Raw genomic sequence first — 25,800 nt, forward strand, 5'->3', positions numbered from 1 at the left:
GAGTGATTGACGTGGCCGCAGCGCCTTCCCGACTGGATTCCGTCATCAACCTCGCGAAGCGGCGAGGCTTTGTCTTCCCCTCCGGGGAGATTTACGGCGGGACACGGTCCGCGTGGGACTACGGGCCCCTCGGCGTGGAGCTCAAGGAGAACATCAAGCGCCAGTGGTGGCGCACCGTCGTCCAGGCGCGCGAGGACGTCGTGGGCCTGGACTCCTCGATCATCCTGCCCCGCCAGGTGTGGGTCGCCTCCGGCCACGTCGGGGTGTTCACCGACCCGCTCACCGAGTGCCTCTCCTGCCACAAGCGCTTCCGCGCCGACCAGATGGAGGAGGAGTTCGAGGAGAAGAAGGGGCGCGCCCCCGAGGGCGGCCTCGCCGAGATCTCCTGCCCCAACTGCGGCACCCGCGGTGAGTGGACCGAGCCGCGCGACTTCAACATGATGCTCAAGACCTACCTCGGCCCCGTGGAGGACGAGTCCGGGTTGCACTACCTGCGGCCGGAGACCGCCCAGGGCATCTTCGTCAACTTCGGCCAGGTCATGACGACCTCCCGCAAGAAGCCCCCGTTCGGCATCGCGCAGATCGGCAAGTCCTTCCGCAACGAGATCACGCCGGGCAACTTCATCTTCCGCACCCGCGAGTTCGAGCAGATGGAGCTGGAGTTCTTCGTCGAGCCGGGCACGGACGCCGAGTGGCACCAGCGCTGGATCGACGCGCGCACCGAGTGGTACACGAACCTCGGCATCAAGCGGGAGAACCTGCGCCACTACGAGCACCCGCAGGAGAAGCTCTCCCACTACTCCACCCGCACGGTCGACATCGAGTACCGCTTCGGGTTCTCCGGCAGCGAGTGGGGAGAGCTCGAGGGCATCGCCAACCGCACCGACTTCGACCTCAAGACCCACACCGAGCACTCGGGCCAGGACCTGTCCTACTTCGACCAGGCGAAGAACGAGCGCTGGGTGCCCTACGTCATCGAGCCCTCCGCGGGCCTGACCCGCTCGCTCATGGCCTTCCTCGTCGAGGCCTACAGCGAGGACGAGGCCCCCAACGCCAAGGGCGGGGTCGACAAGCGCACCGTCCTCAAGCTCGACCCGCGTCTGGCGCCGGTCAAGGCCGCGGTGCTGCCGCTGTCACGCAACGAGCAGCTCTCGCCGGTGGCCCGCAACCTCGCCACCGAGCTGCGCCAGTACTGGAACGTCGACTTCGACGACGCCGGTGCCGTGGGCCGCCGCTACCGCCGCCAGGACGAGATCGGCACCCCGCTGTGCGTGACGGTGGACTTCGACACCCTCGAGGACCAGGCCGTGACGATCCGTGACCGCGACACCATGACCCAGGAGCGCGTGGCGCTGAGCCAGGTGCGCAGCTACCTCGCCGAGCGCCTCGTCGGCGCCTGAGTCGCGCGGCGGCCGCGGCGAGCCCCGGGCTCGCCGCGGCCGGCCGCGGCCGCCCGAGCGGCCGCCGTCCCCGGGGCGGGGACGCCTCGGGCCTGCCACGCTGGGGCCGTGACCGCACTGCAGCGCCTCCGCGAGCGATTCTGGTTCCTGCCCGCCGTCCTGTGCCTGCTGGCCGTGCTCATGGTCGAGGTGCTCATCTGGGTGGACCGGGACGTCGAGCTCTCCCTGCCGGGCTGGGCCGAGGTGTTCCTCTACCGCGTCGGGGAGAGTGGCAGCCGCGACCTCCTCGGTGCGATCGCCGGGTCCTCGCTGGCGGTGGCGGGCACGACCTTCTCGATCACCATGGCGGTCCTCGCCCTCACCTCCTCCACCTACGGCCCGCGGCTGATCCGCAACTTCATGGCCGACCGCGGCAACCAGGCCGTCCTCGGTGTCTACGTCGCCACCTTCCTCTACGCGCTCCTCGTGCTGCGGTCGGTCCGGGCGCTCGGCGACCCCGGGGACCCCGAGGCCGATGTCTTCGTGCCGCACCTCGCGGTCAACGTGGCGGTGCTGCTCGCGGTGCTCAACGTCGCGGTGCTCATCTGGTTCATCCACCACATCTCCGACTCGATCCAGGTCTCGACGATCGCCCGCCGGGTGCGCGACGAGCTGCACGCCACGGTCGAGCGGCTCTACCCCGAGCCCGTCGGACGTGACGAGCGCGAGGTGGAGGACGAGGACGTCCTGCCTGCGCGCCTCGACGAGGAGGGCGTGACCGTGCGGGCCGCGCACCCCGGCTACGTCACCTCCGTCGCGCACGAGAAGCTGCTCGAGGTCGCCCGCGAGGCGGACGTCCTCGTGGACCTGCGGATCCACCCGGGCAGCTACGTGCTGGGCGACGGCGTGATCGCCGTCGTCCACCCGCCGGAGGCCGCGGGGGAGGAGGTGCTGGAGGCGGTCGGCGCGACGATCGGCGTGAGCGTCGCCCGCAGCCCGTACCAGGACGTCTCCTTCGCCGTGCAGCAGCTCACCGAGCTGGCGGTGCGCGCCCTGTCCCCAGGGACCAACGACCCGTTCACCGCGGTCAACGCCCTGGACGATCTCTCCTCCGGGCTCGCGCTGCTAGCCCAGCGGGAGATGCCGTCGCCCTACCGCTACGACCGTGACGGCGTCCTGCGGGTGCACGCCCCGTTCGCCGGTGCGGTCGAGCTCACCTCCGGGGTGCTCGACAACGTGCGCTGGTACGCCGCTGCCTCCCCGGCCGTCATGTCCGCAGCGCTGGACCTGGTGCGACGCGTCGGGCGGGACACCGCGCACCGCGCCGTGCGTGCCCGGCTCCTCGCCCAGGTGCGGCTCCTCGAGGAGGCCTTCGTCCGGGCCGAGCACCAGCAGCACGACGTCGAGCTGTTCACCGCGCGGGCCCGGGACACCGTCCAGGTGCTGTCCAGAGCGTGAACGCCGGCCGTCCGCCGCCGTGTCGTGCCGGGCGGGACCCGTGCTGTGGTTACCGTGGTCCGGGCACCGTCGTGTGCCCGGGCGGTGGGGGCACCCGCCGTTCCCTCCCCCGGATCCCGGAGCGATCACGTGGCCGCTGCGCCCCCCGTCCACCGCCACGACTCGCACGCGCAGATCCCGCCCGCGCAGGCGCGGCGGGCGCGGACCGTGCTGGCAGCGCTCGTCGTGCCGCTCATCCTCGCGACGCTGGCGGGTCTGGTGGCGCTGTGGCCGACGGGGGAGAGCCCGGTCGGCTCACGGGAGCTCCTCGCGGAGGGGATGACCGTCGAGATCGCCGAGGTCGTCGAGGTCACCGGCACGCCCGGCCAGGAGGTGCGCGCCGAGCTCCTCACCGGGGCCGGGGAGGGGCAGATCATCCCCGTCCAGGTCCCGCCCGAGGTCCTGGACAACGGGACCGACGTCGGGGACCGGATGCGGCTGCTCTTCAGCGCCTCCGGCCTCGGGTCGGGCAGCCCGTACATCTTCTGGGACTTCGAGCGCACCGTCCCGGTCGCCTGGCTCGCGGTCCTGTACGCCCTCGTCGTCGTCCTCGTCGCGCGGTGGCGCGGGCTGGCGGCGATGGCCGGCCTGGCCGCCTCCCTCGCCGTCGTCGTCGTCTTCGTGCTGCCCGCGCTCATGACCGGTGCGCCGCCGCTGCTCGTCGCGCTCGTCGGCTCGAGCGCGATGATGTTCTTCTCGGTCTACCTCGCCCACGGCGTCTCGATCCGCACCACGACGGCGATCCTGGGGACCTTCATCGGGCTCGCGGTGACCACGGGGCTGGCGACGTGGGGGACCCGGACCGCCAACCTCACGGGCACGACGTCGGAGACGGCGCTCATGCTCTCCGGCACCTTCCCCGGCCTGCGGCTCCAGGACCTGCTGCTGTGCGGCATCGTCATCGCCGGCCTCGGTGTCCTCAACGACGTGACGATCACCCAGGCGTCGGCGGTGTGGGAGCTGCACGCGGCGGACCAGACGATGGCGCGGCGCCGGCTGTGGCTCGGCGGCATGCGGATCGGGCGCGACCACATCGCCTCGACGGTCTACACCCTCGCCTTCGCCTACGTCGGTACCGCGCTGCCCGTGCTGCTCATGGCCGCCTCCTACGACCGCGCCTTCCTCGACACGCTCATGGCCGGGGAGATCGCCGAGGAGATCGTCCGCACGCTCGTGTCCTCCGTCGGCCTGGTCCTCGCCATCCCGGCGACGACGGCGATCGCCGCGGCCCTCGTGCGGGTGAGCGCCACCCGCGCGCCCCTCGAGGGCCGGGCGCGCCGGGACGACGTCGTCGCGGCGCGTCGGCCCGAGCCGGGGGCGGACCAGGCCTGAGCCGCGGCACGCCGCGCGAGGCACCGCGACGTCCGCCGACCTCCCCGGACGTCCTCCGACCTCCCCCCTCGGCCCTCTCTCCGGCGAGGAGATCCGGGGAGGTCAGCGGTGCCCCCGCGCCGGCGTGAGGTCACCCACGGTGACGGCCCCGCCGGCGCCTGGGAGAATGCCGGGGTGACCTCCCTCCAGATCGGCCCGGTGTCGGTGGGCAGCCCGGTGGTGCTGGCCCCGATGGCCGGCGTCACCAACCCGCCCTTCCGCCGGCTGTGCCGCGAGGCCGGCCTCGCCGCCCTCGACGAGGACGCGCGCGCGGCCGCCCGCCCCGGTGAGTACGCGCCGGCGGGCCTCTACGTCACCGAGATGGTCACCTCGCGGGCGCTGGTCGAGCGGACGCCCGAGACGATGCGGATGGTGACCGCCGACCCGCTCGAGCCGGTCCGCTCCGTCCAGCTCTACGGCGTCGACCCGGCGACCGTGTCCGCAGCGGTGCGCATCCTCGTCGAGGAGGACCGCGCCGACCACGTCGACCTCAACTTCGGCTGCCCCGTCCCCAAGGTCACCCGCAAGGGCGGCGGCGCGGCCCTGCCGTGGAAACGTGACCTCTTCCAGGCCATCGTCACCGGCGCCGTCGCCGCCGCGCGGGAGGGCTCCCGGCACCGCGACCGCGAGGTCCCGGTGACCGTCAAGATGCGCATGGGCATCGACGACGACCACCTCACCTACCTCGACGCCGGCCGCATCGCCGAGCAGGCGGGGGTCTCCGCCGTCGCCCTCCACGCCCGCACCGCCGCCCAGCACTACTCCGGCGAGGCCCGCTGGGAGACGGTCGCCCGCCTCAAGGAGACCGTCCGCAGCGTCCCCGTGCTCGGCAACGGGGACATCTGGTCCGCGGAGGACGCCGTCGAGATGGTGCGCCGGACCGGCTGCGACGGTGTCGTCGTCGGGCGCGGCTGCCAGGGACGGCCGTGGCTCTTCACCGACCTCGTCGCCGGGTTCGCCGGGTCCCCGCTGCGGGTCCGGCCCGGGCTGGCGGAGGTCGCCGCCGTCATCCGCCGGCACGCCGAGCTCATGGTCGAGCACTTCGAGAGCGAGACCAAGGCCCTGCGCGAGCTGCGCAAGCACATGGCGTGGTACCTCAAGGGCTACGTCGTCGGCGGGGACGCCCGGCGCGAGCTCGGCCTGGTGAGCACCCTGACCGAGCTCGACGAGCGCCTCGCCGTCCTCGACCTCACCCAGCCCTACCCGGGCGAGGGTGCCGAGGGTCCGCGCGGCCGCGCGGGGTCCCCGAAGGTGCCGCACCTGCCCGAGGCGTGGCTGGACAGCCAGGAGGTCGACGAGCGCCTGCGCCGGCTCCTCACCGAGGCCGAGCTCTCCGTCTCCGGCGGCTGACAGCCCCCTCCCGATCGCCGAGAGCTGCTCAGCTCTCGGCGACGGGGCGACGGGCCGGTGGGGCCAGGAGGACGGGGGAGCTATCCGCGGGTGCGGTAGATGTGCATGGTGATCGGCGCGAAGACCGCGGTCAGCACCGCCGAGGCGACGAGCACCCAGCCGACGTCGGAGAACGTCGCCCCACCGCCCATGAGGCCGCGCACCGCCGTGACGAGGTGGCTCACCGGGTTGACCTCGACGACCGTCTGCAGCGCCGAGGGCATGGTGCGCGGGTCGACGAAGATGTTCGAGGCGAAGGTCAGCGGCATGAGCACGAGCATCGACACGCCCATGACGGCGTTGGGGCTGCGCATCACCAGGCCGAGGATCGTGAAGATCCAGCTGAGCGAGAAGGCGAAGACGAGCAGGAGCACCAGCGCCAGCACCACCCCGGTGGCCCCGCCCTCCGGCCGGAACCCGAGGATCAGCCCCAGCACGAGCGTGACGCACGAGGCGATCGTGTACCGCACCGTGTCCCCGAGCAGCGCACCGACGATCGGTGCCGGCCGCCAGATCGGCAGCGAGCGGAAGCGGTCGAAGACGCCCTTGGTGATGTCGGTGTTGAGCGTGAACCCGGTGTAGACGCTGACGATGAGCACCGTCTGCACCATGATCCCCGGCAGCAGGAACTGCAGGTAGGTCCGGGTGTCCCCGGCGATCGCCCCGCCGAAGAGGTAGGTGAACATCAGCGTGAAGATGATCGGGGTGAGCGTGACGTCGAAGAGCTGCTCGGGCACGTGCTTGATCTTGAGCAGCGCCCGGTGGGCGAAGGTGAGCGTCGAGGTCACCGCCGAGGCCCGGCCGGGACGGTCGAGGACCTCCACGGCCTCGCGCAGGGCGGTGTTGGAACCGATGTCGAGGGACCTCATGACGTGGCCTCCGCTGTCTGCTCGGCCGGCTCCTCGGCCGGGCTGCCGGTGAGGGCGAGGAAGACCTCGTCCAGGCTGGGCTGGCCGAGGGCGAACTCCGGCACCGCGACCCCCGCCGCGTGGAGGGCGGTGAGCGCCCGGGCGGGGGAGTCGGGGGCGTCGTCGGGCACCCGGGCGCTGAGGCCCAGGCCGTCGGGCAGCTCGATGACCGGGGTGCCGAGGACGTCGCCGAGGACGGCGACGGCGCGCGGCCGCTCGGCGCGGTCGGCCACCCTCACCGTCACCGTGCCCGTGCCGACGGACGCCTTGAGCTGGGGTGCGGTGCCCTCGGCGATGAGCCGGCCGTGGTCGATGACGGCGATCCGGTCGGCGAGCTGGTCCGCCTCGTCGAGGTACTGGGTGGTGAGCAGGACGGTGGTGCCCTGCGCGACGAGCAGCCGGACGATGTCCCACACCTGGTTGCGGCTGCGCGGGTCCAGGCCCGTCGTGGGCTCGTCGAGGTAGAGCACCCGCGGGCTCATGACGAGGCTCGCGGCGAGGTCGATGCGGCGGTGCATGCCGCCCGAGTAGTTCTTGACCTGCTTCCCGGCGGCGTCGGCGAGGTCGAAGGCGGCGAGCAGGTCGGCGGCCCGCTGCTTGGCCCGGGCGGCGGAGAAGCCGTACAGGCGGGCGAGGAGGACGAGGTTCTCCGTGCCGGTGAGGTCCTCGTCCACCGAGGCGTACTGGCCGGTGAGGCCGACGTCGGTGCGCACGGCGTCCGCCTCGGTACGGATGTCGTGGCCCAGGACGCGGGCCGTGCCGGCGTCCGGCACGAGAAGGGTGGCGAGCATGCGCACGATCGTGGTCTTGCCGGCGCCGTTGGGCCCGAGCAGGCCGAAGACGGTGCCGCGCTCGACGGTGAGGTCGACGCCGTCGACGGCGATCGTCTCCCCGAAGCGTCTGACGAGGCCCTCGGCCTCGATGGCTGGTCCGTTTCCCATGGTGGCTCCTTCGCGGTGGTGGTCGGTTGGACCGGCGCCGGACCTGGAAGTCATCGCCCGCTGGGAGAGTACGCCCCGCCGCCGACACCCGAACAGGTCTTTTCGGGCACCGCAGACACCGAGAGCCGGCCCCGGTGGGGGCCGGCTCTCGGTGGAGGACGGGCGTCAGTCGCGCGCGCGCAGCCACACGGTCGTGTCGGACGGCAGCGCTCCGTCGGCGAGCGGGCCGCTGGCGAGGAGGACCTCGTGGCCCGCGGGGAGCGCGACCGGCTCGCTGCCGAGGTTGGCCATGACGACGACGGCGCCGCGGCCCTCGCCGGTGTTCCGGACGGCGACGACGTCCGCGCCCGCCGTCAGGAGCTCCACGGCGCCGGCGCCCAGGCGGTCCTCGGCGCGCAGGTCCAGCGCCTGGCGGTAGAGGCGCAGGGTCGAGCCCTCCTGCCGCTCCTGGACGTCCGGGGCGAGCGCGGCCCAGGACTCCGGCTGGGGCAGCCAGGTGCGCCCGGTGGGCGAGAAGCCCAGGCCCGGCGCGTCCGAGCGCCACGGCAGCGGCACGCGGCAGCCGTCGCGGCCCTTCTCGGCGTGCCCGGTGCGCCACCACGCCGGGTCCTGGCGCAGGGAGTCGTCCAGGGTGGTGTGTTCGGGCAGACCCAGCTCCTCGCCCTGGTAGACGTAGGCGCTGCCGGCCAGGCCGAGCATGAGGAGGGACGCGGCGCGGGCGCGGCGCAGGCCGAGCTCGGCGTCCGGCTGGGTGTCCTCGGCGCCGATCCCGTTGGGGCCCTTGCCGGTCTCGGCCAGCCCGAGCCGGGAGGCGTGTCGGACGACGTCGTGGTTCGACAGCACCCACGTCGTCGGGGCACCGACGGCGTCGTTCGCGGCGTAGGACCCGGTGATCGACCGCCGCAGCTCGGCGGGGCTCCACCGCGTGACGAGGAAGTTGAAGTTGAAGGCCTGGTGCATCTCGTCCGGCCGCACGTAGAGCGCGAGCCGCTCGAGCGGCTCCACCCAGGCCTCGGCGACGAGGATGCGGTCGCCGTCGTACTCGTCGAGCACAGCGCGCCACTCGCGGTAGATCTCGTGGACGCCGTCCTGGTCGAACATGGGGCTGCGGCCGGTCTCGACGTCGTCGCTCGCGTCGGGGACGAGGACGTCGTCCTCAGCCGCGGCGAGCCCCTCCTCGACGTCGGACCCCTCGACCATGCGGACGTGGCCGGCCCAGTCCGGCAGCCCGGCTGCCTTGACCAGGCCGTGCGCGACGTCGACCCGGAAGCCGTCGACGCCCCGGTCGAGCCAGAACCGCAGGATGCTGCAGAACTCCTCGTGGACCTCGGGGTGGTCCCAGTTGAGGTCCGGCTGGCTGCTGTCGAACAGGTGGAGGTACCACTGCCCGTCACGCTCCCAGGCGCTGCCGGGGGCGTCGGGCCGGTCGCTCACCCGCGTCCAGGCGGAGCCGCCGAAGACGGACTGCCAGTTGTTCGGCGGCTCCTCGCCGCGCTCGCCGCCGCCCTCGCGGAACATGTAGCGGGCCCGGGCGGCCGAGCCGGGGCCGTCGGCCAGCGCCTGGCGGAACCAGGCGTGCTGGTCGGAGGTGTGGTTGGGCACGAGGTCCACGACGACCCGCAGGCCCAGCTCGTGCGCGCGGGCGATGAGCGCGTCGGCGTCGTCGAGCGTCCCGAAGAGCGGGTCGACGTCGCGGTAGTCGGCGACGTCGTAGCCGGCGTCCTTCTGGGGGGAGCGGTAGAAGGGGGAGAGCCACACGGCGTCGACGCCGAGCCGCGCGAGGTGCTCCAGCCGCTCGGTGGCGCCGGGCAGGTCACCGATCCCGTCGCCGTCGGCGTCCCCGAAGGAGCGCGGGTACACCTGGTAGATGACGGCGGTGCGCCACCACTCGGCGTCGGCGGTCGGGCGGTGCACGACCTCTCCGGTGAGCGTGGTCTGAGGCGGGTGAGGGCTGGCGGTCACGGGCGCGTCCATCTCTCGGCGGGTGGAGGGGGTCCGCAGTACGGTACCCGCGCTCCGGAGCCGGGCCCAACGGTCCGACACGGGAAACGTCATCTCGGCACCCCGAGCTTCGACCAGCTGGCCCTCGCCGGCACGGTGAGCCCCACGCCGGGCGGTGAGCCGGGCGAGCCGACGCCCGAGCCGACGACCCCGCCGACCACCCCGCCGACGACGCCGCCCGCCACGCCGGGCACCGGCGAGGAGCCGCCCGGCGAGGCGCCGGGTGGGGACCCGGCGGGCGAGCAGCCCGCGGGCGAGCAGCCGGCCGGTGAGGAGCCGGCGGACGACGGGACCGGCGCGGCAGCCGGGGCCGGTGGCAGCGGTGGCGGTGGCCTGCCCGCCCTCGGAGCGCCGGTCCAGGCCGCGCTGACCGCGGCGGCACTCGCGGTGCTCACGGGCGGCACGCTCTACGCGCTGCACCGCCGTCGCACGTGGGGGAGCCTCGCCGCGGAGTGAGGTGAGCGGCGCGGGGAGGGGTCGGGCGGCTCCTCCCCGTGCTGCGCTCGTGCGGCCGCGGTGAGCCGTCGCCGCGGCACACGGCCGGGCAGCCGCTGTCGCTGATCTGCACACACGTGCGCGACACGCCGGCGACACGCGGGGACAGGTGTCGCCCGGAGGCCCCGCTGCGGGACTTGTGTGCCGGATCCGTCCAGGGGCGGGCGCCGGGAGCGCAGCCGCGCGGCCGGGCGGGTCAGTCGCGGTGCGGCGCGGCGGCCGTGGAGCCGCGGACGATGAGCTCGGCGACGAAGAGCAGCTCGCTGCGGGGGGCGCGGGAGCCGCTGATCTCGGCGACGAGGGACGTGACGGCCGCGTGGCTCATCGCGTCGACCGGCTGGCGCAGCGTCGTCAGCGGCGGGTCGGTGAAGGCCATGAGCGGGGAGTCGTCGAAGCCGACGACGGACACGTCCTCGGGTACCGACAGCCCACGGCTGCGCGCCGCGCGGACGGCGCCGAGCGCCATGAGGTCCGAGCCGCAGATGATGGCGGTGCAGCCCTGGTCGAGGAGGATGCCCGCGGCGGCCTGGCCGCCCTCGAAGGTGAACAGGGTGGGCACCACGTGCGCGGCGCCGTCGGGAAGGAGCGCGCCGACCGCGTGCTCGAAGCCCGCGCGCTTGCGCTGGGCGGGGACGAAGCGCTCCGGGCCGATGGCCAGTCCCAGCGACGTGTGCCCCTGGGAGACGAGGTGGCGCACCGCCAGCTCCATGCTGCCGGAGTCGTCGGTGGAGAAGGCGGCGGCGTCGAGCTCGCCGGTGTAGCCGTTGACGAGCACGAACGGCACGCCCTTGGACTGCAGCCGCTCGTAGCGGTCGACGTCGGCGTCCGTGTCGGCGTGCAGCCCGGAGACGAAGACGATGCCGTCGACGCCGTGGTCGAGCAGCATCTCGACGTACTGGTCCTCGGTGGTCCCGCCGGGGGACTGCGTGCACAGCAGGGGCGTGTAGCCGAGCGTCGAGAGCACCGACTCGATGGACTGGGCGAAGGCCGGGAAGACCGGGTTGGTCAGCTCGGGCACGACGAGCCCGATGAGCCCTGCCGAGCGGGGCCGCAGCCGCTCGGGACGCTCGTAGCCGAGCATGTCGAGGGCCGCGAGGACCGCCTTGCGGGTGTCCGCGGCGACCTCCGGCTTGCCGTTGAGGACCCGGGACACGGTCGCGGTGCTGACCCCTGCCTGGTCGGCCACGTCTGTCAGTCTGGTGCGTCCCTGCATCGCAGACTCCTCCCTGCTGTCCTGTCGGTCCGGATATCCCGTGCAATCGTTGCATGAAAGTTACTGCAACATGTTGCACTCCGTTGCCGGAGCGGCTTACGCTCCCCGAAACGGCACAGCGACGCGGCTATGACGCCACGCGTCGCCTCGGCCCTGACAGAGGAGAGATACCGGATGCGCCGTAGCATCGTGATCACCGCAGCCGTCGCACTGACGCTCGGACTCGCCGCTTGTGGCAGCGAGAACGAGGAGCCGGAGGAGACCACCCCCGAGGCCACACAGGAGCCGGAGGAGACCACCGCCGCCGACGGTGGCGCGCTCACCATCTGGGTCGACGACACCCGCGAGGCGGCCGTCGCAGCCGCTGCCGAGACCTTCGAGGCCGACACCGGGACCACCGTCGAGCTCGTCCAGAAGAACTTCGACGACATCCGCCCGGACTTGCTCGCCCAGGTCCCCACGGGTGAGGGCCCGGACATCACCGTCGGTGCCCACGACTGGCTCGGCGAGCTCACCGCCAACGGTGTCGTCGCCCCGGTCGAGCTCGGGGACAAGGCCGGCGAGTTCGAGGACGTCGCGGTCGAGGCCTTCACCTACGAGGGGCAGGTCTACGGCCTGCCCTACGCGATCGAGAACATCGCCATCTACCGCAACACCGCGCTCGTGGACGAGACCCCCGCGACCTTCGACGAGATGATCGCCATGGGCGAGGAGTCCGGCGCGGAGTACCCCTTCCTCGTCCAGATCACCGAGGTCGGCGACCCGTACACGATGTACCCGTTCCAGACGTCCTTCGGGGCGCCGGTCTTCGAGACGAACGCGGACGGCAGCTACACGGCCGAGCTCGCCCTCGGCGGCGAGAACGGCAACGCCTTCGCCCAGTGGCTCGCCGAGCAGGGCGAGGCCGGCACTCTCAACACCTCCTGGGAGTACGACATCGTCGTGGAGGCCTTCGCCAACGGCGAGGCGGCCTACCTCCTCGGCGGCCCGTGGATGCTCGCCTCCTTCGAGGGCGTGGACGTCGCTGTCGACCCGATCCCCTCGGCCGGCGGGGAGCCCGCGCAGCCGTTCACCGGTGTCCAGGGCTTCTACGTGAGCGCGCAGAGCGACAACGCCCTGCTCGCCACGGACTTCCTCGTCAACTACATGGCCACCGAGGAGGCGCAGATCGCGCTGTACGAGGCCGGTGACCGCACGCCGGCGCTCACCGCCGCCGCGGACACCGTCTCCGAGGACCCGGTCGCGGCCGGGTTCCGCGAGGTCGGCACCGACGCCGTGCCCATGCCCTCCATCCCCGAGATGGGCGAGGTGTGGAACTTCTGGGGCGTCACCGAGGGGCAGATCATCTCCGGCCAGCTCGACCCGGTCGAGGGCTGGGAGAAGATGGTCGCGGACATCCAGGCCGCGATCGGCGGCTGACGCACGGCGCGGCACGCCCGGCGACGGGCGTGCCGCGCCCCCGCACCTCCACCCCTCCGCCTCTCTCGCCCCGGAAAGGCCCGCGATGTCCCAGCCCCAGGCTCCCCAGCTCTCGACGGCGGACGAGGAGCCCCAGACCTCCCACCTCCGCGGTACACCGCACTCGCGGACGTACACGCCGGGCTTCTTCGTCAAGGTCGCCCTCATGGCGCTCATCAACGCCCTCGGCGTCTTCATCGTCATCCAGGCGTGGGTGGCGGAGTCGTGGGGCGTGCTCGCGGCCATGGTGGCCCTCATCGTCGTGGCCGACTACGTGTACTTCTCGCGCCGCGCGCTGCCGATGAAGTACATCCTCCCCGGGCTGGCCTTCCTCCTCGTCTTCCAGGTCTTCACGGTCGCCTACACCGGCTACGTCGCGTTCACGAACTACGGGCAGGGCCACAACTCGACCAAGGACGACGCGATCGAGGCCCTCCTCATCCAGAACGAGCAGCGGGTGGAGGGCTCGGCCTCCTACCCGCTCGCCGTCGTCGAGCGCGACGGGGAGCTGGGCTTCGCCGTCGTCGACGACGGCACGGTCCGGGCCGGCACCGCCGAGGAGCCGCTCGCGGACGTCGACGGCGCCGTCGTCACCGACGGGACCGTCGCGGAGGTGCCCGGCTGGGACCTGCTCGACCGGCAGGAGGTCCTCACCCGCCAGGACGAGGTCGTCGAGCTGCGCGTGCCGGTGTCCGAGGACGCCGAGCAGGGCTCGATCCGCACCCAGGACGCCCGCAACGGCTTCGTCTACCGCTCGGTCCTCGAGTACGACGAGGCGGCGGACACGATGACCAACCTCGAGACGGGCGTCGTCTACACCCCCAACGACACCGGCCAGTTCGAGGCGGAGGACGGCTCCACCCTCAACGTCGGCTGGCGCGTGCCGGTGGGGCTGGACAACTTCACCACGGCCTTCGGTGACTCCCGCTACGCCGAGCCCTTCCTCAAGGTGCTGATCTGGACCTTCGCCTTCGCGATCCTCACCGTGGGGCTGACCTTCTTCCTCGGGCTGTTCTTCGCCCTCGTCCTCAACGACGAGCGGGTCCGCGGCCGCAAGATCATGCGGGCGCTGCTCATCCTCCCGTACGCCTTCCCCGCGCTCATGTCCTACCTGCTGTGGCGCGGCATGCTCAACACCGACTTCGGCTTCGTCAACCAGGTGCTCCTGGGCGGGGCGGAGGTGCCGTGGCTGACGAACGAGTGGCTCGCCCGCGCCGTCGTCCTCGGCGTCCAGCTGTGGGTGGGCTTCCCCTACATGTTCCTCATCACGACGGGCGCGCTGCAGTCCATCCCCAGCGACGTCACCGAGGCGGCCCGCATCGACGGCGCCGGCCGGCTGCGGATCTTCCGCTCGCTCACGCTGCCGCTCCTGTTCATCGCGGTCGCCCCGCTCCTCATCTCCTCCTTCGCCTTCAACTTCAACAACTTCAACGGCATCGAGATGCTCACCGAGGGCGGGCCACGGTTCCAGGACGCCTCGGTACCCGTCGGCGCGACCGACATCCTCATCACGATGGTCTACTCGATCTCCGGCCTGGACGGCCGCGCGACGACGAACTACGGCCTCGCCTCGGCCCTGTCGCTCGTCATCTTCCTCATCGTCGCGACGATCTCGGCGATCACCTTCCGCAAGACCCAGGCGCTGGAGGACATCAACTGACATGGCCACCACGACCGTCACCACCGGGCGCGCCACGACCACCCGCCAGTCCCGCCTCAGCCGCCGCCGCTGGTGGAGCGAGGTCGGCTGGCGCTACGTCGTCGCCGCCGTCGCGATCGTCTACGCCGTCTGGCCCATCGTCTACATCGTCTCGGCCTCGCTCGCCGAGCGCGGCACCCTCACCGGGTCGAACGCGCTCTTCGCCGACGTGAGCCCCGCCAACTACGACAGGCTCGGCGACACCTACTTCTGGACTTGGCTGGCCAACACCCTCGTCATCGCGTCGACGACGGCGGTCGGCACCGTGCTCATGGGCGCGGCGGCCGCGTACGCGTTCTCCCGGTTCCGCTTCCGGGGCCGCCGCGGCGGGCTCATCGCCCTGCTCGTCGTCCAGATGTTCCCGCAGCTGCTCGCCTTCGTCGCGATCTTCCTGCTGCTGCTCGTCCTGGGCGACGTCACCCCGGTGCTCGGCCTCAACTCCCGGGTCGCGCTCATCATGGTGTACCTCGGCGGCGCGCTCGGGGTGAACACCTTCCTCATGTACGGGTTCTTCAACACCGTGCCGCGGGAGCTGGACGAGGCGGCGAAGATCGACGGCGCCACGCACGCGCAGACCTACTGGACGATCATCCTGCGCCTCGTCGCACCGATCCTCGCCGTCGTCGCGCTGCTCTCCTTCATCTCCAGCTTCTCCGACTTCCTCCTGGCCAAGCTGATCCTGCAGTCGGAGTCGAGGTGGACGCTGGCGGTGGGGCTCTACGGGTGGGTCTCGGACCAGCTCTCGGCGAACTGGGGCCTCTTCGCGGCCGGCGCGACGATCGGCGCGATCCCGATCGTGCTGATCTTCCTCTTCCTCCAGCGCTACATCGTCTCCGGCCTCACCGCCGGGTCGGTCAAGGGCTGAACCCCGCCGTCCGCCTCAGCGGCGGGCGCGGGGGTCGCGCTCGCGCGGGCGCGGCTCGAGCCACTGCCACACCGCGGTGCGCGGGGGGAGCGTGAGACGGCCGCCGGGGCCCTCGCTGAGCGGGGCGGAGGACAGCACCACCTCACGCTCGGGCGACAGCGGAACGTCCTCGTCACCGACGTTCGCGACGACGAGCACCTCCCCGCTGAGGAAGGCGAGGACGGTGTCCGGCACGGGCCCGTCGAGCTCGTCGACCCAGGCGAGCGGCGCCAGACCGAGGCGGTGGTCGGCGCGCAGCCGCAGGGCGGCGCGGACCGTCTCGAAGCACGAGCCGGCCCGCCCGCGCTGGTCCTCCTTGAGCCGGGCGGCCAGCGCGACGCGCTCGGGCTCGGGGTGCTGGGTGGTCTTGACCGGCATGCCGAGCTCGATGCCCTGGCGCAGGTAGACGGCGCCCGGCATGGCGAGCACCACGAGCGCCGTCGCGAGCGCCAGCTCGGGGGAGCCGGCCTCGAGGACGTCGGGCACGAGCCAGGCGCCCGCGCTGCCGAGCGCGTCGCGGATCCGCAGGCTGTCCGTCACCGACTCCATGACCTGCGCGGGATCACGGACGTCGAGGAGGTCGGCGTCCACGAGGTGGTGCAGCCAGTCCTCGTGGAGCATCTCCGCCGCCCGGGACTGGACGGCGGGGCTGAGGCGGGTCGAGAGGATCGGGTCCTCGTTGCGGGCGTGCTCGGCCAGCACGGCGTGCAGCTGGCGGTAGCGCGCGTGGGACACCGGCTCGGAGTCGGTGACCGGGCCGAGGTCCAGGCCGTCGGCGCCGCGGCCGAGCCAGTAGCGGGCGCACGCCTCCTCGCGCGGGTCGAGCGGGTCGATGCGCAGCACCACGCGCAGCCCCGTGCGGTGGGCGCGGGTGAGGAGACCGACGACGGCGTCGATGATCTCCTCCGGCGCCTCGCCGGGCAGGGGAGGGCAGCCGATGCGTACGGCCTGCACGCCGAGGCGGGAGACCGCGCGGATCTGCTCGACGCGCTCGGCCACCTCCGTGAGGGTGGTCGTGCCGCTGACGAGCGGTGGCTCGTTGACGTAGACGACGGCGGAGCGCCACCACTCCGGGGATCCGTCGGGGGCGCGGTGGACCAGGCGGGTGGTCACCGTCCCCGGCGTCGCGGCCGTCGTTGGCGCGCTGGGTGCGGGGTCGGTCATGGCGTCATTGTGGCACCAACGGCGTGTCCGGGCTGCGTCGATGGGGACCCACCCGGGGCGCAGGACGACATGAGGACCGGGTCGACGCGCCCGGTGGGTGGAGCGGCGCGAACGTGACCTCCCCGGTTCACCTCCCGCAGACGTGCGTCGACGCGGTAGGTCAGAGGACAACCGGGGAGGTCAGCGGTGAGGGAGCGAAGGGGGCCGTAGCGCTAGCCGAGGTCCGCGCTGAGCCAGTGCTCGGGCTGCATCTCGATGACGACGTGGTCGGTGAGCTCGGTGCGCGCCATCGCGAGGTAGCCCTCCGCGGCGGCACCGGAGAGGTAGCGGTAGGTCATCTCGGTGACCTCCTCCTCCGTCTGCGGCCGCACGTCGGTGACCGGTCCCTCCACGGAGACGTAGCGGACGGTGGGCGTCACCCGCTCGGCCATGACGCTGAACCGGCCCGCGGCGCGGATGAGCCGCGCCTTGCGCGACTGCCCGCCGGTGAGCACCCACAGCCGCCCGCCGGGGGTGTACTGGTACCAGATGGGCACGACGAGCGGCGCGCGGCCCGGCTCGGCGGCCACGGACAGCGCACCGATGTGCGGCTCGGCCAGGAACTGTTCACGGTCTTCTCGGGTCAGTGCCATGGCCACACGGTAGCCGCGGGCACCGACACCGGCCCGGATGGGCCCGGCTTCGCACCGATCCGCCATAGGCTCGGGCCTGTGAAGGACTTGGACGCCCCGTACGGCGACGCCGACCGTGAGCGCTGGTGGCAGGAGGAGCCGAAGAACCCCAACCGCACCGCCTTCGAGCGGGACCGCGCCCGCGTGGTCCACTCCTCGGCGCTGCGGCGCCTCGGCGCGAAGACACAGGTGCTGGGGCCCTCGAGCGACGACTTCGTTCGCACGCGGCTCACCCACTCCCTCGAGGTCGCGCAGGTGGGCCGCGAGCTGGGCAAGACGCTGGGCTGCGACCCCGACGTCGTCGACACCGCCTGCCTGGCCCACGACCTCGGCCACCCGCCCTTCGGGCACAACGGGGAGCGCGCGCTGGACGAGGCGGCCGCGGACATCGGCGGCTTCGAGGGCAACGCGCAGACCCTGCGGCTGCTCACCCGGCTCGAGCCCAAGGCCTTCACCGCCGACGGCACCCCCGTGGGCCTGAACCTCACCCGCGCGAGCCTCGACGCCGCGACGAAGTACCCGTGGCCGGTGGAGCAGGCGCCGAAGAAGCCGGGCGGGCGCCCGTCGCGCAAGTTCGGCGTCTACGCCGACGACCTGCCGGTGTTCACCTGGATGCGGGAGGGGGCCCCCGAGCGGCGGCTGTCGATCGAGGGGCAGGTCATGGACCTGGCCGACGACATCTCCTACTCGGTGCACGACGTCGAGGACGCCGTCGTCGGTGGCCGCATCGACCTCGCGGTGCTGCGCCGGGCGGACCAGCAGGCCGCCGTCGTCGCCCAGACCCGCCAGTGGTACAACCCGGCCGTGTCCGACGACGTGCTCGGCGCGGCCCTCGAGCGGCTCGTCGCGCTGCCGGTGTGGCTCGACTCGTGGAGCGAGAGCCGCCGCGACCGGGCGGCGCTCAAGGACATGACGAGCCAGCTCATCGGCCGGTTCTGCAACGCCGCCCACGACGCCACCCGCGAGCGTTTCGGTGACGGGCGGCTCACCCGCTACGGCGCGGAGCTCGTCGTCCCGGACGACACGCTCGCCGAGATCGTCGTCCTCAAGGGCGTCACCGCGCACTACGTCATGGCGCCGCGGGAGAGCGAGCCGGTCTACCGCCGGCAGCGGACGATGCTCACGCAGCTCACCGCGGCGCTCCTCGCCGCCGGGCCCGCCGAGCTCGAGACGACCTTCGTCGCCGACTGGGAGGAGGCGCGGGACGACGGCACCCGCCTGCGCGTCGTCGTCGACCAGGTCGCCTCCCTGACCGACACGAGCGCCCAGGCGTGGCACCAGCGCCTGTGCGGGTAGCCGGGGGCCTGTCCCCGAGCCTCAGCCCTGCAGGAGCGTGGGGTCCAGGTCGGCCTGGGCCTCGGTGGTCCACTGGACGAGGACGAGCGTCGCGTCGTCCTGCAGGACTCCCTTCTGGTGCCGCAGGAGGTCCTGGAGGACGGTGCGGGCGATCTCCGGGAGCGGCGTGGCGTCGCCAGCCGCACGCTCGATCGTGTCGATGAGGCGGGCGGTCCCGAAGAACTGACGCCGGGCGTCGCGGGCCTCGGTGATGCCGTCGGTGTAGATGACGACGATGTCACCGGCCTCCAGCCGCTCCTCACCGAGGGCCGCGCTCGAGACGTCCAGCCCGAGCAGTGAACGACGGCCCTGGTCGAGGGTCTTGACGACCTTGCCGCGGCGCAGGAGCAGGGGGGCGGGATGCCCGGGGACGAAGTAGCGCAGGCGACCGGAGTCCAGGTCCAGCTCGCCGAACACCCCGGTGGCGAAGACGTACTGCCCGCCGAAGTGCTCGGCGAGCGTGCCGTGGACGGCCTCGGCCTGCGCGAACAGGCCGTGGCCCTGGCGGCGCGCGTTGCGGTACGCCGCGAGGCTCACCGCCGCCGCCATCCCGGCACGGAGGTCGTGGCCGGTGGCGTCGACGACGGCGAAGTGCGCCCGGGTGGGGGACAGCGAGTAGTCGAAGACGTCCCCGCCGACGTCGTGGGACGGCTCGAGCCGGCCGCTGAGGAGGACCTTGTCGGTGCCGGCGGTCAGCGGCGGGAGGAGGCTCCACACGAGCTCGGCCTCGATGCTGCGCGGGTGCGTGCGGCGGACGGCGTCGATGCTGTCGCCGAACACCTCCAGCGCCGTGAGCAGGTGCCCGAGGTAGTGCGAGACCAGCCACACCTGGCGGTGCAGGACGGGGTCGTGCAGGTCGAGGGAGTCCTCCACCATGACGTCGAGCACGCCGAGGCGTTCGACGCCGTCGAGGATGGGCATCCAGATGCGGGGCTGACCGTCGCTGACTGTGGTCTGCGGCCTGAGGTGGCGGTAGGCCCGCCCCGCCAGGGTGGCGTCGATGGTCATCGGGGCCCGGTCGGTGCCGTGCCGGCCGGGGAAGGGGACGAGGACCTCGTTGGCGTAGTCGGCGAGGTAGATCACCGCCGTGAGCCCCAGGTGCGCGGCCGCCGCGTCCAGGGCCGCCGGGATCCGGTCCGGTGGCGCGAGGTGGGTGCCGCGCAGCAGCTCCCGGAGGGCGGCGAGGGCGGCGTCCTGGTCGCCGGCGGAGCGCAGGGGGCGCGAGTACGGCGCGCGCACCTTGCCGGCGAGCGCGTCGATGTGCTCGTTGATGGCCAGGGCGACACGGTCGCGCTGCTCGGGCGGGAGGTCGAGGGCGCCGTTGAGGTAGGCGTCCAGCTCGAGGGCGCCCGCGGTCCCGCCGACGGCGAAGTACCGCTTCCACAGCTCGTCGGTGCCGAGCCGGGCGCTCACCTGGGCGTGCCGGGACAGCTCCCGCTGGCGGCCCGGCGTGATGACGGCCACGGGTCTAGGTCCCCGTGCTCGCGGAGCGGAGCAGCCGGGCGGCGGTCTCGTGGAGCGGCGTGCCCTCGCTCTGCGCGCGGCTCATGAGGTAGCCGAAGGCCCGGTCCTCCGGCACCTTCTCGCGGCCCATGATGAGCCCGGTCGCTCGGGTGACGGTGTCCCGCTCGCGGAGAGCGGCCTGCACGTCCTCGCTCAGGTGGCCGGCGCGCTGGAAGGTCTGGGCACTGTTGACGAGGATCGCCGCCTGCGCGGCGAAGAGGGCCAGCGCGGCCCGGTCGGCCTCGTCGAAGGCCGCCGTGCGGCTCGAGTACAGCTTGATCGCCCCCACGGAGGCCTCCCCGGCCACGAGCCCGGCGCTCGCGACGGAGCGCAGGCCGAGCTCGACCGCCAGCGGCGCCCACCGGGGCCACCGTTCCTCGGCGGCGAGGTCGTCGGCCACGATGGAGCGGCGCTGGCGCCACGCGTCCAGGCACGGCCCCTCGTCCAGCTCGTACTGCAGCGCATCGGCCCGCTCCACGAGGGGGTCCGTGCCGGCCGCCGTGGCCCGCGAGCCGTCGCCGCCCAGCAGGGTGATCCCGGAGCCGACGGCGCCCGGGACCACGTGCAGCGCCGTCGCCGTCAGCAGGGGGAGCACGGCCTCGACCACACGGCCGGACAGGAGGAGGCCCGACGCGCGCGCCATCGCGGGACCGAGGTCCTCGCCCAGCCTCACGTCCATGGCGGGCACACGTCGGGGTGGAGGGGGCGGGCGCCAGGTGCGCCGCCGCGAGGGGTCGGAGTCGGCATCGGGTTCTCCTGGGTGGTCTGCAGGGATCGACCCAGGTCCTCGGTGGACGACGGCCGCCGCCCCAGGAAACGCTGGGCCGCGCCCCGGGGGAGAAACAGAGTGCTCCTGACGGCTTGCCACCACGGTATACCCGAGTGACGTGGCACACGGTGGAACGGGTGCCGGCGGCCGAGCCGTGCGGAGGCCGCACGGGCGTCGGGGCGGACGACCTACACTCGGGACGTGGCAGGGCTGATCAAGCGGGAGGACATCGCGACCGTCCGCGAGCGTGCCCGCATCGAGGAGGTCGTGGGCGCGCACGTGACGCTCCGCCAGGCCGGCGTCGGCTCGATGAAGGGGCTGTGCCCCTTCCACGACGAGCGCACCCCGAGCTTCCACGTGCGCCCCCAGCTGGGCCTGTGGCACTGCTTCGGCTGCGACGAGGGCGGGGACGTCATCTCCTTCGTCCAGAAGATCGACCACCTGTCCTTCGCCGAGGCGGTCGAGCACCTCGCGGGCCGCACCGGCATCCAGCTGCGCTACGAGGACGGCGGCCCCGCCCGGCCCGGCGGCGACCACGGCCGCCGCCAGCGCCTCATCGACGCCCACCGGGTGGCCGAGGAGTTCTTCCGCGAGCAGCTCCTCACCCCGCAGGCGCAGATCGGGCGCCGCTTCCTCGCCGAGCGCAGCTTCGACGAGCAGGCTGCGGCCACCTTCGGCGTCGGCTTCGCCCCCCAGGGGTGGGACGGTCTGCTGCGACACCTGCGCGGCCGCGGCTTCACCGAGCCCGAGCTCATCGCCTCCGGGCTCGTCTCCCAGGGCAACCGCGGGGTGTACGACCGCTTCCGCGGCCGCCTCGTGTGGCCGATCCGGGACGTCACCGGGGACACGATCGGCTTCGGCGCCCGCAAGCTGTCCGAGGACGACCAGGGGCCCAAGTACCTCAACACCCCCGAGACGCCGATCTACAAGAAGTCCTCCGTTCTTTACGGCATCGACCTCGCCAAGCGCGCGATCGCCAAGGACAAGCGGGTCGTCGTCGTCGAGGGCTACACCGACGTGATGGCCGCCCACCTCTCGGGCGTGGGGACGGCGATCGCGACCTGCGGCACCGCCTTCGGCCCCGACCACGTGCGCATCGTGCGCCGGCTGCTGGGGGACAGCAGCGACGCCGCGTCCGGCGTCATGCTCTCCTCCGGCACCACGCGCGGCGGGGAGGTCATCTTCACCTTCGACGGCGACGAGGCCGGGCAGAAGGCGGCGCTGCGGGCGTTCGGGGAGGACCAGAAGTTCGCCTCGCAGACCTTCGTCGCAGTCGAGCCCAGCGGCATGGACCCGTGCGACCTGCGGCAGCAGCGGGGCGAGGCGGCCGTGCGCGGCCTCGTCGACAGCCGCGAGCCGCTCTTCGCCTTCGCCATCCGCTCGGCGCTGCGGCGCGTGGACCTCAACACCGCCGAGGGCCGGGTGGCCGGACTGCGGTCCGCGGCGCCCGTCGTCGCCGGCATCCGCGACCGCGCCCTGCGCGCGGAGTACGCACGGGAGCTGGCGGGCTGGCTCGGGATGGACGAGGTCGCGGTGCGTCGCGCCGTCGGCCAGGCCGAGCGGGGCGGGGGCGGCGGGCGCGGGGGATCGGCCGGTGAGTCCTCGCAGGGGGGGCGGGGCGAGCAGGGCGGCCGGTACGGCGGCCAGTCCCGCGGCGGACGCGGCGACGACGGCGGTCGCTATGGGGCCGAGCCCACCTCCGCCCGTCAGGGCTCGCGGCCGGGTCGGGAGGACCCGGTGGCACGGCTCGAGCGCCAGGTGCTCGAGGTCGTCCTCCAGCTGCCCCACCTCGCGCTCGGCGCCGGCTTCGACGACCTGCCGCCGGACACCTTCACCGTCCCGGCCTACCGCGGCGTGCACGACGCGATCCGCGCGGCCGGCGGCACCCGCGCCTACGGGACCGAGCTCGACCGCGCGAGCAGCGAGCGCGGCCGCGCCGACGGCGAGCGCCACGCCGCCAGCTGGTGGACGGAGACGCTGCGGGAGAACTCCGTCGGGCCGGTCGCCGGCGTCATCACCGAGCTCGCCGTCGCGCCGCTGCCCGAGGACCGGCCCGAGGCGCTGGGCAACTACGCCCGCGGTGTCCTGCTCTCCCTCATCCAGATGGGCCTGACCCGGCAGATCGCCGACCTCAAGGGCCGGCTGCAGCGCACACCCCCGGACAGCGAGGAGGCGGTGCGCCTCTTCGGTGAGCTCGTCGCCATGGAGAACCGCCGCCGCGCCCTGCGCGAGGACGGTTGAGCGGTCCGCCCGCACCTCGTCACGCGAGGAAACCCGGGCGCAACTGCGGCGAAACACGCCCCTCCTAGCGTGCGGGCCAGGGCCGCCGGTGGCCCTCGCGCCTCACGCGCGTCCTGCGAGACGAGGAGAACCATGCGCACACCCGACACGAGACCCGCAGGCGCCAGACGGCGGGTCGGCGTCCTCGCGGCGACCGCGAGCGTCGCCTGCCTGAGCGTCGCCGCTCCGTCCGCCTTCGGTGTCGTCACCACCCCCGACCCCTACCCGGCCGTCGTCGAGCTCGGGGTGGCCGACGCCGCCGCCCTGCTCGACTCGGGCGAGACGACGTCCGTCGCCCTCGTCGGGCGCTACCTCGAGCGCATCGCGATGTACGACGACGCGTACGACGACCAGCCCGGGCTCTCCTCGGTCATCACCGTCAACGACAACGCCCTCGCGGAGGCGGCGGCCCTCGACGCCGAGCGCGCCGCCGGCCGTGTCCGCGGCCCGCTGCACGGCGTGCCGATCGTGGTCAAGGACAACTACGACACCGGTGACATGCCGACGTCCAACGGCTCGGTGGCGCTCGCGGACTTCCAGGCGCCCGACGACGCGACGCAGGTCGAGCGGCTCCGGGCCGCCGGGGCGGTCGTCATCGCCAAGACCAACCTGCACGAGTTCGCCGCCGGCATCACGAGCATCAGCTCCCTCGGCGGGCAGACCCGCAACCCCTACGACCAGACCCGTAACCCCGGGGGCAGCAGCGGCGGCACCGGCGCCGGCGTGGCCGCGAGCTTCGCGACGGCGGGGCTCGGCTCGGACACGTGCGGCTCCATCCGCATCCCCGCGGCGCAGAACAACCTCGTGGGGCTGCGCCCGACGATGGGCCTGCTGAGCCGGGACGGGATCGCCCCGATGTCCGACACCCAGGACGTCGGCGGCCCGCTCGCCAAGACGGTCGAGGACGTCGCGATCTTCCTCGACGCCACGGTCGGCTACGACCCGAAGGACCCGGTGACCGCGCGCGCCGAGGGCCTGGTCCCCGACTCCTACCGCGACGTCCTGGACGACGACGCCCTCGAGGGCCGCACGATCGGCCTCCTCGTCAACCCGGAGTACCTCGGTGTCACCCCGGCCGAGGAGCCCACCAGCGCCCTCGTGCGGGCGGCGGCAGCGGACCTGGAGGAGCAGGGTGCGACCGTCGTCGAGATCGAGATGCCGCAGGAGTACGTCGACGCGATCGCCCAGTCAGGCGTCATCGGCGACGAGTTCAAGCGCGACCTCAACACCTACCTCGCGCAGGACGGTGCCGAGTGGCCCGAGGGGCTGGCGGCCCTGACGGAGCCCGCGGACGCGCTCACGCTCTCCGACATCGTCGCGAGCGGTGACGTCACGCCCTCGGTGCTCACGACCCTCGAGCGTTTCGACGCCGCGCCGGAGATGCCCACGCCGGAGTACCTGGAGCGGCTGGAGAAGCAGCAGCAGGCCCGGGAGATCCTCGTCGAGACCTTCGAGGACGGCAGCCTCGACGCCCTGGCCTACCCGACGATCCGGCAGGTCGCCCAGCCGGTCGGGGAGTCCCAGCCCGGCACCAACTGCGCCTCCTCCGCGCAGACCGGCTTCCCCGCGCTCACCGTGCCGGCCGGCTTCACCGACGCCGGGCTGCCCGTCGGGCTCGAGCTCATGGGGCTGCCCTTCAGCGAGCCTGAGCTGCTCGCCATGGCCTACGACTACGAGCAGGCGACCGGCCACCGCACCGCGCCGGCCAGCACGCCGGAGATCGCGGCTCCCGAGCCTACGGAGCCCGAGCCGACGGAACCGGAGCCGACGGAGCCCGCACCCACCGAGCCCGAGCCGACCGAGCCGGCGCCGGAGCCGACGCAGCCGCCGGCCGCCGACCCGGCACCGGTCACGCCGGCGCCGGCCACCGGCGGGTCGCTCGCGAACACCGGGGCCGGGGTCGGGGTGCTCGCGGGAGCCGCGGCACTGCTGCTCGCCGCCGGGATCGCGCTGCCCCTGCTGCGCCGACGCCTCGCCGACTGAGGCGAGGGAGGGGCGGCCGGCTGCCGGCCGCCCCTCCCACCCTCAGCCGTGCCAGCCGCGCTCGACGTCCACGACGAGGGCGCGGTGGTCGGAGATGCCGGTGGCCACGGAGCGCGCCTCGCCGGCGGGCCGGACCGCACCCTCGGCGAGGATGTGGTCGATCTGCCGGTCGGGGTGGGAGACGGGAAAGGTGAGCGCGTCGGCCAGGGACCGCCAGCCGGTCGCGACGGTGGGGCGGGAGCCGGCCATGTTGAGGTCGCCCATGAGGACGGCCGGGCGCGGCATCTCGGCGAGGGCGGCGACGAGGCGCTCGAGCTGCACCGCCGTCCAGTCGGGGATGAAGGTGAGGTGGGTGGAGACCGCCGTCATCTGTCCCTCGGGCGTCTCGACGACGGCGGCGACGGCGACGCGCGGCTCGTCGACCACCATCGTGGGCTCCTCCGCCCCGTCGAAGACGACCGGCACCGGACCGTGCATGGCGTCCAGCGGGATGACGGTCCATGAGCGGACGGGCCAGCGCGAGAGGAGCGCGACGCCGTAGCTCGCGGTCCCCGGCTGGAGGTCGCCGGTGGCGGCGGACCACGTCGTCGGGAGCCCCGCGAGGGTGGCGGCGAAGCGGTGGTCGGCGGCACCCATCGCCTCGGCGGCGATCGTCGTGAGGTCGGCGCCGTGGGAGCGCGGCTGGTCCCGGTCCACCTCCTGGAGGGCGAGGATGTCGGCGTCCAGGGCGCGGACCGCTCGGGCGTACCGGTCCAGGTCCACCTCGTCGTCGACCAGCGAGCGTCCGTGCAGGATGTTGAAGGTAGCCAGGCGCATGACCTCGATTGTGGTTCTCACGGT

The 25,800-nt window shown here is 73.3% G+C and carries 20 protein-coding genes; 11 read left to right on the forward strand and 9 right to left on the reverse strand.

Annotated features, from left to right (window positions below):
* The first annotated feature begins 11 nt into the window (after positions 1-11).
* The 4 genes from DSZ44_RS00555 to dusB all read left to right on the forward strand — a co-directional run bounded on the left by DSZ44_RS00555 (position 12) and on the right by dusB (position 5,597).
* Entirely contained in the window at positions 12-1,400 is a 1,389-nt protein-coding gene (locus tag DSZ44_RS00555) for a glycine--tRNA ligase (RefSeq protein WP_110850654.1), read from the forward strand.
* Positions 1,401-1,508: 108 nt separating this feature from the next.
* Positions 1,509-2,837 carry a DUF2254 domain-containing protein gene (locus DSZ44_RS00560; protein WP_110850655.1) on the forward strand — a complete coding sequence of 443 codons (1,329 nt, stop codon included), beginning with the start codon at positions 1,509-1,511 and terminating at the stop codon, positions 2,835-2,837.
* Between the two features lie 129 nt (positions 2,838-2,966).
* Complete coding sequence (locus DSZ44_RS00565; RefSeq protein WP_110850656.1) at positions 2,967-4,208, forward strand: YibE/F family protein; 1,242 nt, start codon at positions 2,967-2,969, stop codon at positions 4,206-4,208.
* 231 nt (positions 4,209-4,439) lie between these two features.
* On the forward strand, positions 4,440-5,597 hold the full coding sequence (dusB, locus tag DSZ44_RS00570; protein WP_258369200.1) for a tRNA dihydrouridine synthase DusB: 1,158 nt from the start codon (positions 4,440-4,442) through the stop codon (positions 5,595-5,597).
* Positions 5,598-5,677: 80 nt separating this feature from the next.
* Here dusB and DSZ44_RS00575 read toward each other — a convergent pair whose 3' ends face one another.
* The 3 genes from DSZ44_RS00575 to DSZ44_RS00585 form a co-directional block, all read right to left on the reverse strand.
* Positions 5,678-6,505: an ABC transporter permease gene (locus DSZ44_RS00575; RefSeq protein ID WP_110850657.1), complete on the reverse strand. Its 828-nt coding sequence runs from the start codon at positions 6,503-6,505 to the stop codon at positions 5,678-5,680.
* Positions 6,502-7,485 (reverse strand): ATP-binding cassette domain-containing protein, encoded by a 984-nt coding sequence (locus DSZ44_RS00580; RefSeq protein WP_110850658.1) that lies wholly within the window; start codon positions 7,483-7,485, stop codon positions 6,502-6,504. The genes DSZ44_RS00575 and DSZ44_RS00580 overlap by 4 nt, the downstream gene beginning before the upstream one ends.
* Before the next feature lie 165 nt (positions 7,486-7,650).
* Complete coding sequence (locus tag DSZ44_RS00585; protein WP_110850659.1) at positions 7,651-9,459, reverse strand: glycoside hydrolase family 13 protein; 1,809 nt, start codon at positions 9,457-9,459, stop codon at positions 7,651-7,653.
* A 123-nt stretch (positions 9,460-9,582) separates the two neighbouring features.
* Here DSZ44_RS00585 and DSZ44_RS00590 point away from each other — a divergent pair, with 123 nt between their 5' ends.
* The gene (locus tag DSZ44_RS00590; protein WP_110850660.1) at positions 9,583-9,942 is read left to right on the forward strand and encodes a hypothetical protein; all 360 of its coding nucleotides are present in this window, start codon (positions 9,583-9,585) and stop codon (positions 9,940-9,942) included.
* Positions 9,943-10,177: 235 nt separating this feature from the next.
* On the opposite strand, the gene DSZ44_RS00595 is transcribed toward DSZ44_RS00590, so the two are convergent.
* Positions 10,178-11,194: a LacI family DNA-binding transcriptional regulator gene (locus DSZ44_RS00595; protein ID WP_110850661.1), complete on the reverse strand. Its 1,017-nt coding sequence runs from the start codon at positions 11,192-11,194 to the stop codon at positions 10,178-10,180.
* 174 nt (positions 11,195-11,368) lie between these two features.
* Here DSZ44_RS00595 and DSZ44_RS00600 point away from each other — a divergent pair, with 174 nt between their 5' ends.
* The 3 genes from DSZ44_RS00600 (at position 11,369) to DSZ44_RS00610 (ending at position 15,216) form a co-directional block, all read left to right on the forward strand.
* Entirely contained in the window at positions 11,369-12,613 is a 1,245-nt protein-coding gene (locus tag DSZ44_RS00600; RefSeq protein WP_110850662.1) for a sugar ABC transporter substrate-binding protein, read from the forward strand.
* 85 nt (positions 12,614-12,698) lie between these two features.
* Positions 12,699-14,312 (forward strand): ABC transporter permease subunit, encoded by a 1,614-nt coding sequence (locus DSZ44_RS00605; protein ID WP_110850663.1) that lies wholly within the window; start codon positions 12,699-12,701, stop codon positions 14,310-14,312.
* A gap of 1 nt (position 14,313) precedes the next feature.
* Complete coding sequence (locus DSZ44_RS00610) at positions 14,314-15,216, forward strand: sugar ABC transporter permease (protein WP_110850664.1); 903 nt, start codon at positions 14,314-14,316, stop codon at positions 15,214-15,216.
* Between the two features lie 15 nt (positions 15,217-15,231).
* Here DSZ44_RS00610 and DSZ44_RS00615 read toward each other — a convergent pair whose 3' ends face one another.
* Positions 15,232-16,419, reverse strand: a complete 1,188-nt coding sequence (locus DSZ44_RS00615) for an alpha-amylase family glycosyl hydrolase (protein WP_146237445.1) — start codon at positions 16,417-16,419, stop codon at positions 15,232-15,234.
* Between the two features lie 212 nt (positions 16,420-16,631).
* Entirely contained in the window at positions 16,632-17,051 is a 420-nt protein-coding gene (locus DSZ44_RS00620; RefSeq protein WP_110850666.1) for a pyridoxamine 5'-phosphate oxidase family protein, read from the reverse strand.
* Between the two features lie 78 nt (positions 17,052-17,129).
* Here DSZ44_RS00620 and DSZ44_RS00625 point away from each other — a divergent pair, with 78 nt between their 5' ends.
* A complete protein-coding gene (locus tag DSZ44_RS00625; RefSeq protein WP_110850667.1) occupies positions 17,130-18,386 on the forward strand; it encodes a deoxyguanosinetriphosphate triphosphohydrolase in 1,257 nt (418 codons plus the stop codon).
* Positions 18,387-18,407: 21 nt separating this feature from the next.
* Here DSZ44_RS00625 and DSZ44_RS00630 read toward each other — a convergent pair whose 3' ends face one another.
* Both DSZ44_RS00630 and DSZ44_RS00635 read right to left on the reverse strand, forming a co-directional pair.
* Complete coding sequence (locus tag DSZ44_RS00630) at positions 18,408-19,889, reverse strand: PP2C family protein-serine/threonine phosphatase (RefSeq protein ID WP_110850668.1); 1,482 nt, start codon at positions 19,887-19,889, stop codon at positions 18,408-18,410.
* A 4-nt stretch (positions 19,890-19,893) separates the two neighbouring features.
* Positions 19,894-20,607 (reverse strand): GAF and ANTAR domain-containing protein, encoded by a 714-nt coding sequence (locus DSZ44_RS00635; protein WP_110850669.1) that lies wholly within the window; start codon positions 20,605-20,607, stop codon positions 19,894-19,896.
* Positions 20,608-20,898: 291 nt separating this feature from the next.
* Here DSZ44_RS00635 and dnaG point away from each other — a divergent pair, with 291 nt between their 5' ends.
* Positions 20,899-22,938 carry a DNA primase gene (gene dnaG / locus DSZ44_RS00640; protein WP_110850670.1) on the forward strand — a complete coding sequence of 680 codons (2,040 nt, stop codon included), beginning with the start codon at positions 20,899-20,901 and terminating at the stop codon, positions 22,936-22,938.
* 132 nt (positions 22,939-23,070) lie between these two features.
* The gene (locus tag DSZ44_RS00645; RefSeq protein ID WP_110850671.1) at positions 23,071-24,960 is read left to right on the forward strand and encodes an amidase; all 1,890 of its coding nucleotides are present in this window, start codon (positions 23,071-23,073) and stop codon (positions 24,958-24,960) included.
* Positions 24,961-25,002: 42 nt separating this feature from the next.
* Here the strand turns inward: DSZ44_RS00645 and DSZ44_RS00650 are convergent, their stop codons facing one another.
* A complete protein-coding gene (locus DSZ44_RS00650) occupies positions 25,003-25,776 on the reverse strand; it encodes an endonuclease/exonuclease/phosphatase family protein (RefSeq protein ID WP_110850672.1) in 774 nt (257 codons plus the stop codon).
* Positions 25,777-25,800 lie beyond the last annotated feature (24 nt).

The organism is Georgenia satyanarayanai (assembly GCF_900116375.1).
GTDB lineage: Bacteria > Actinomycetota > Actinomycetes > Actinomycetales > Actinomycetaceae > Oceanitalea > Oceanitalea nanhaiensis.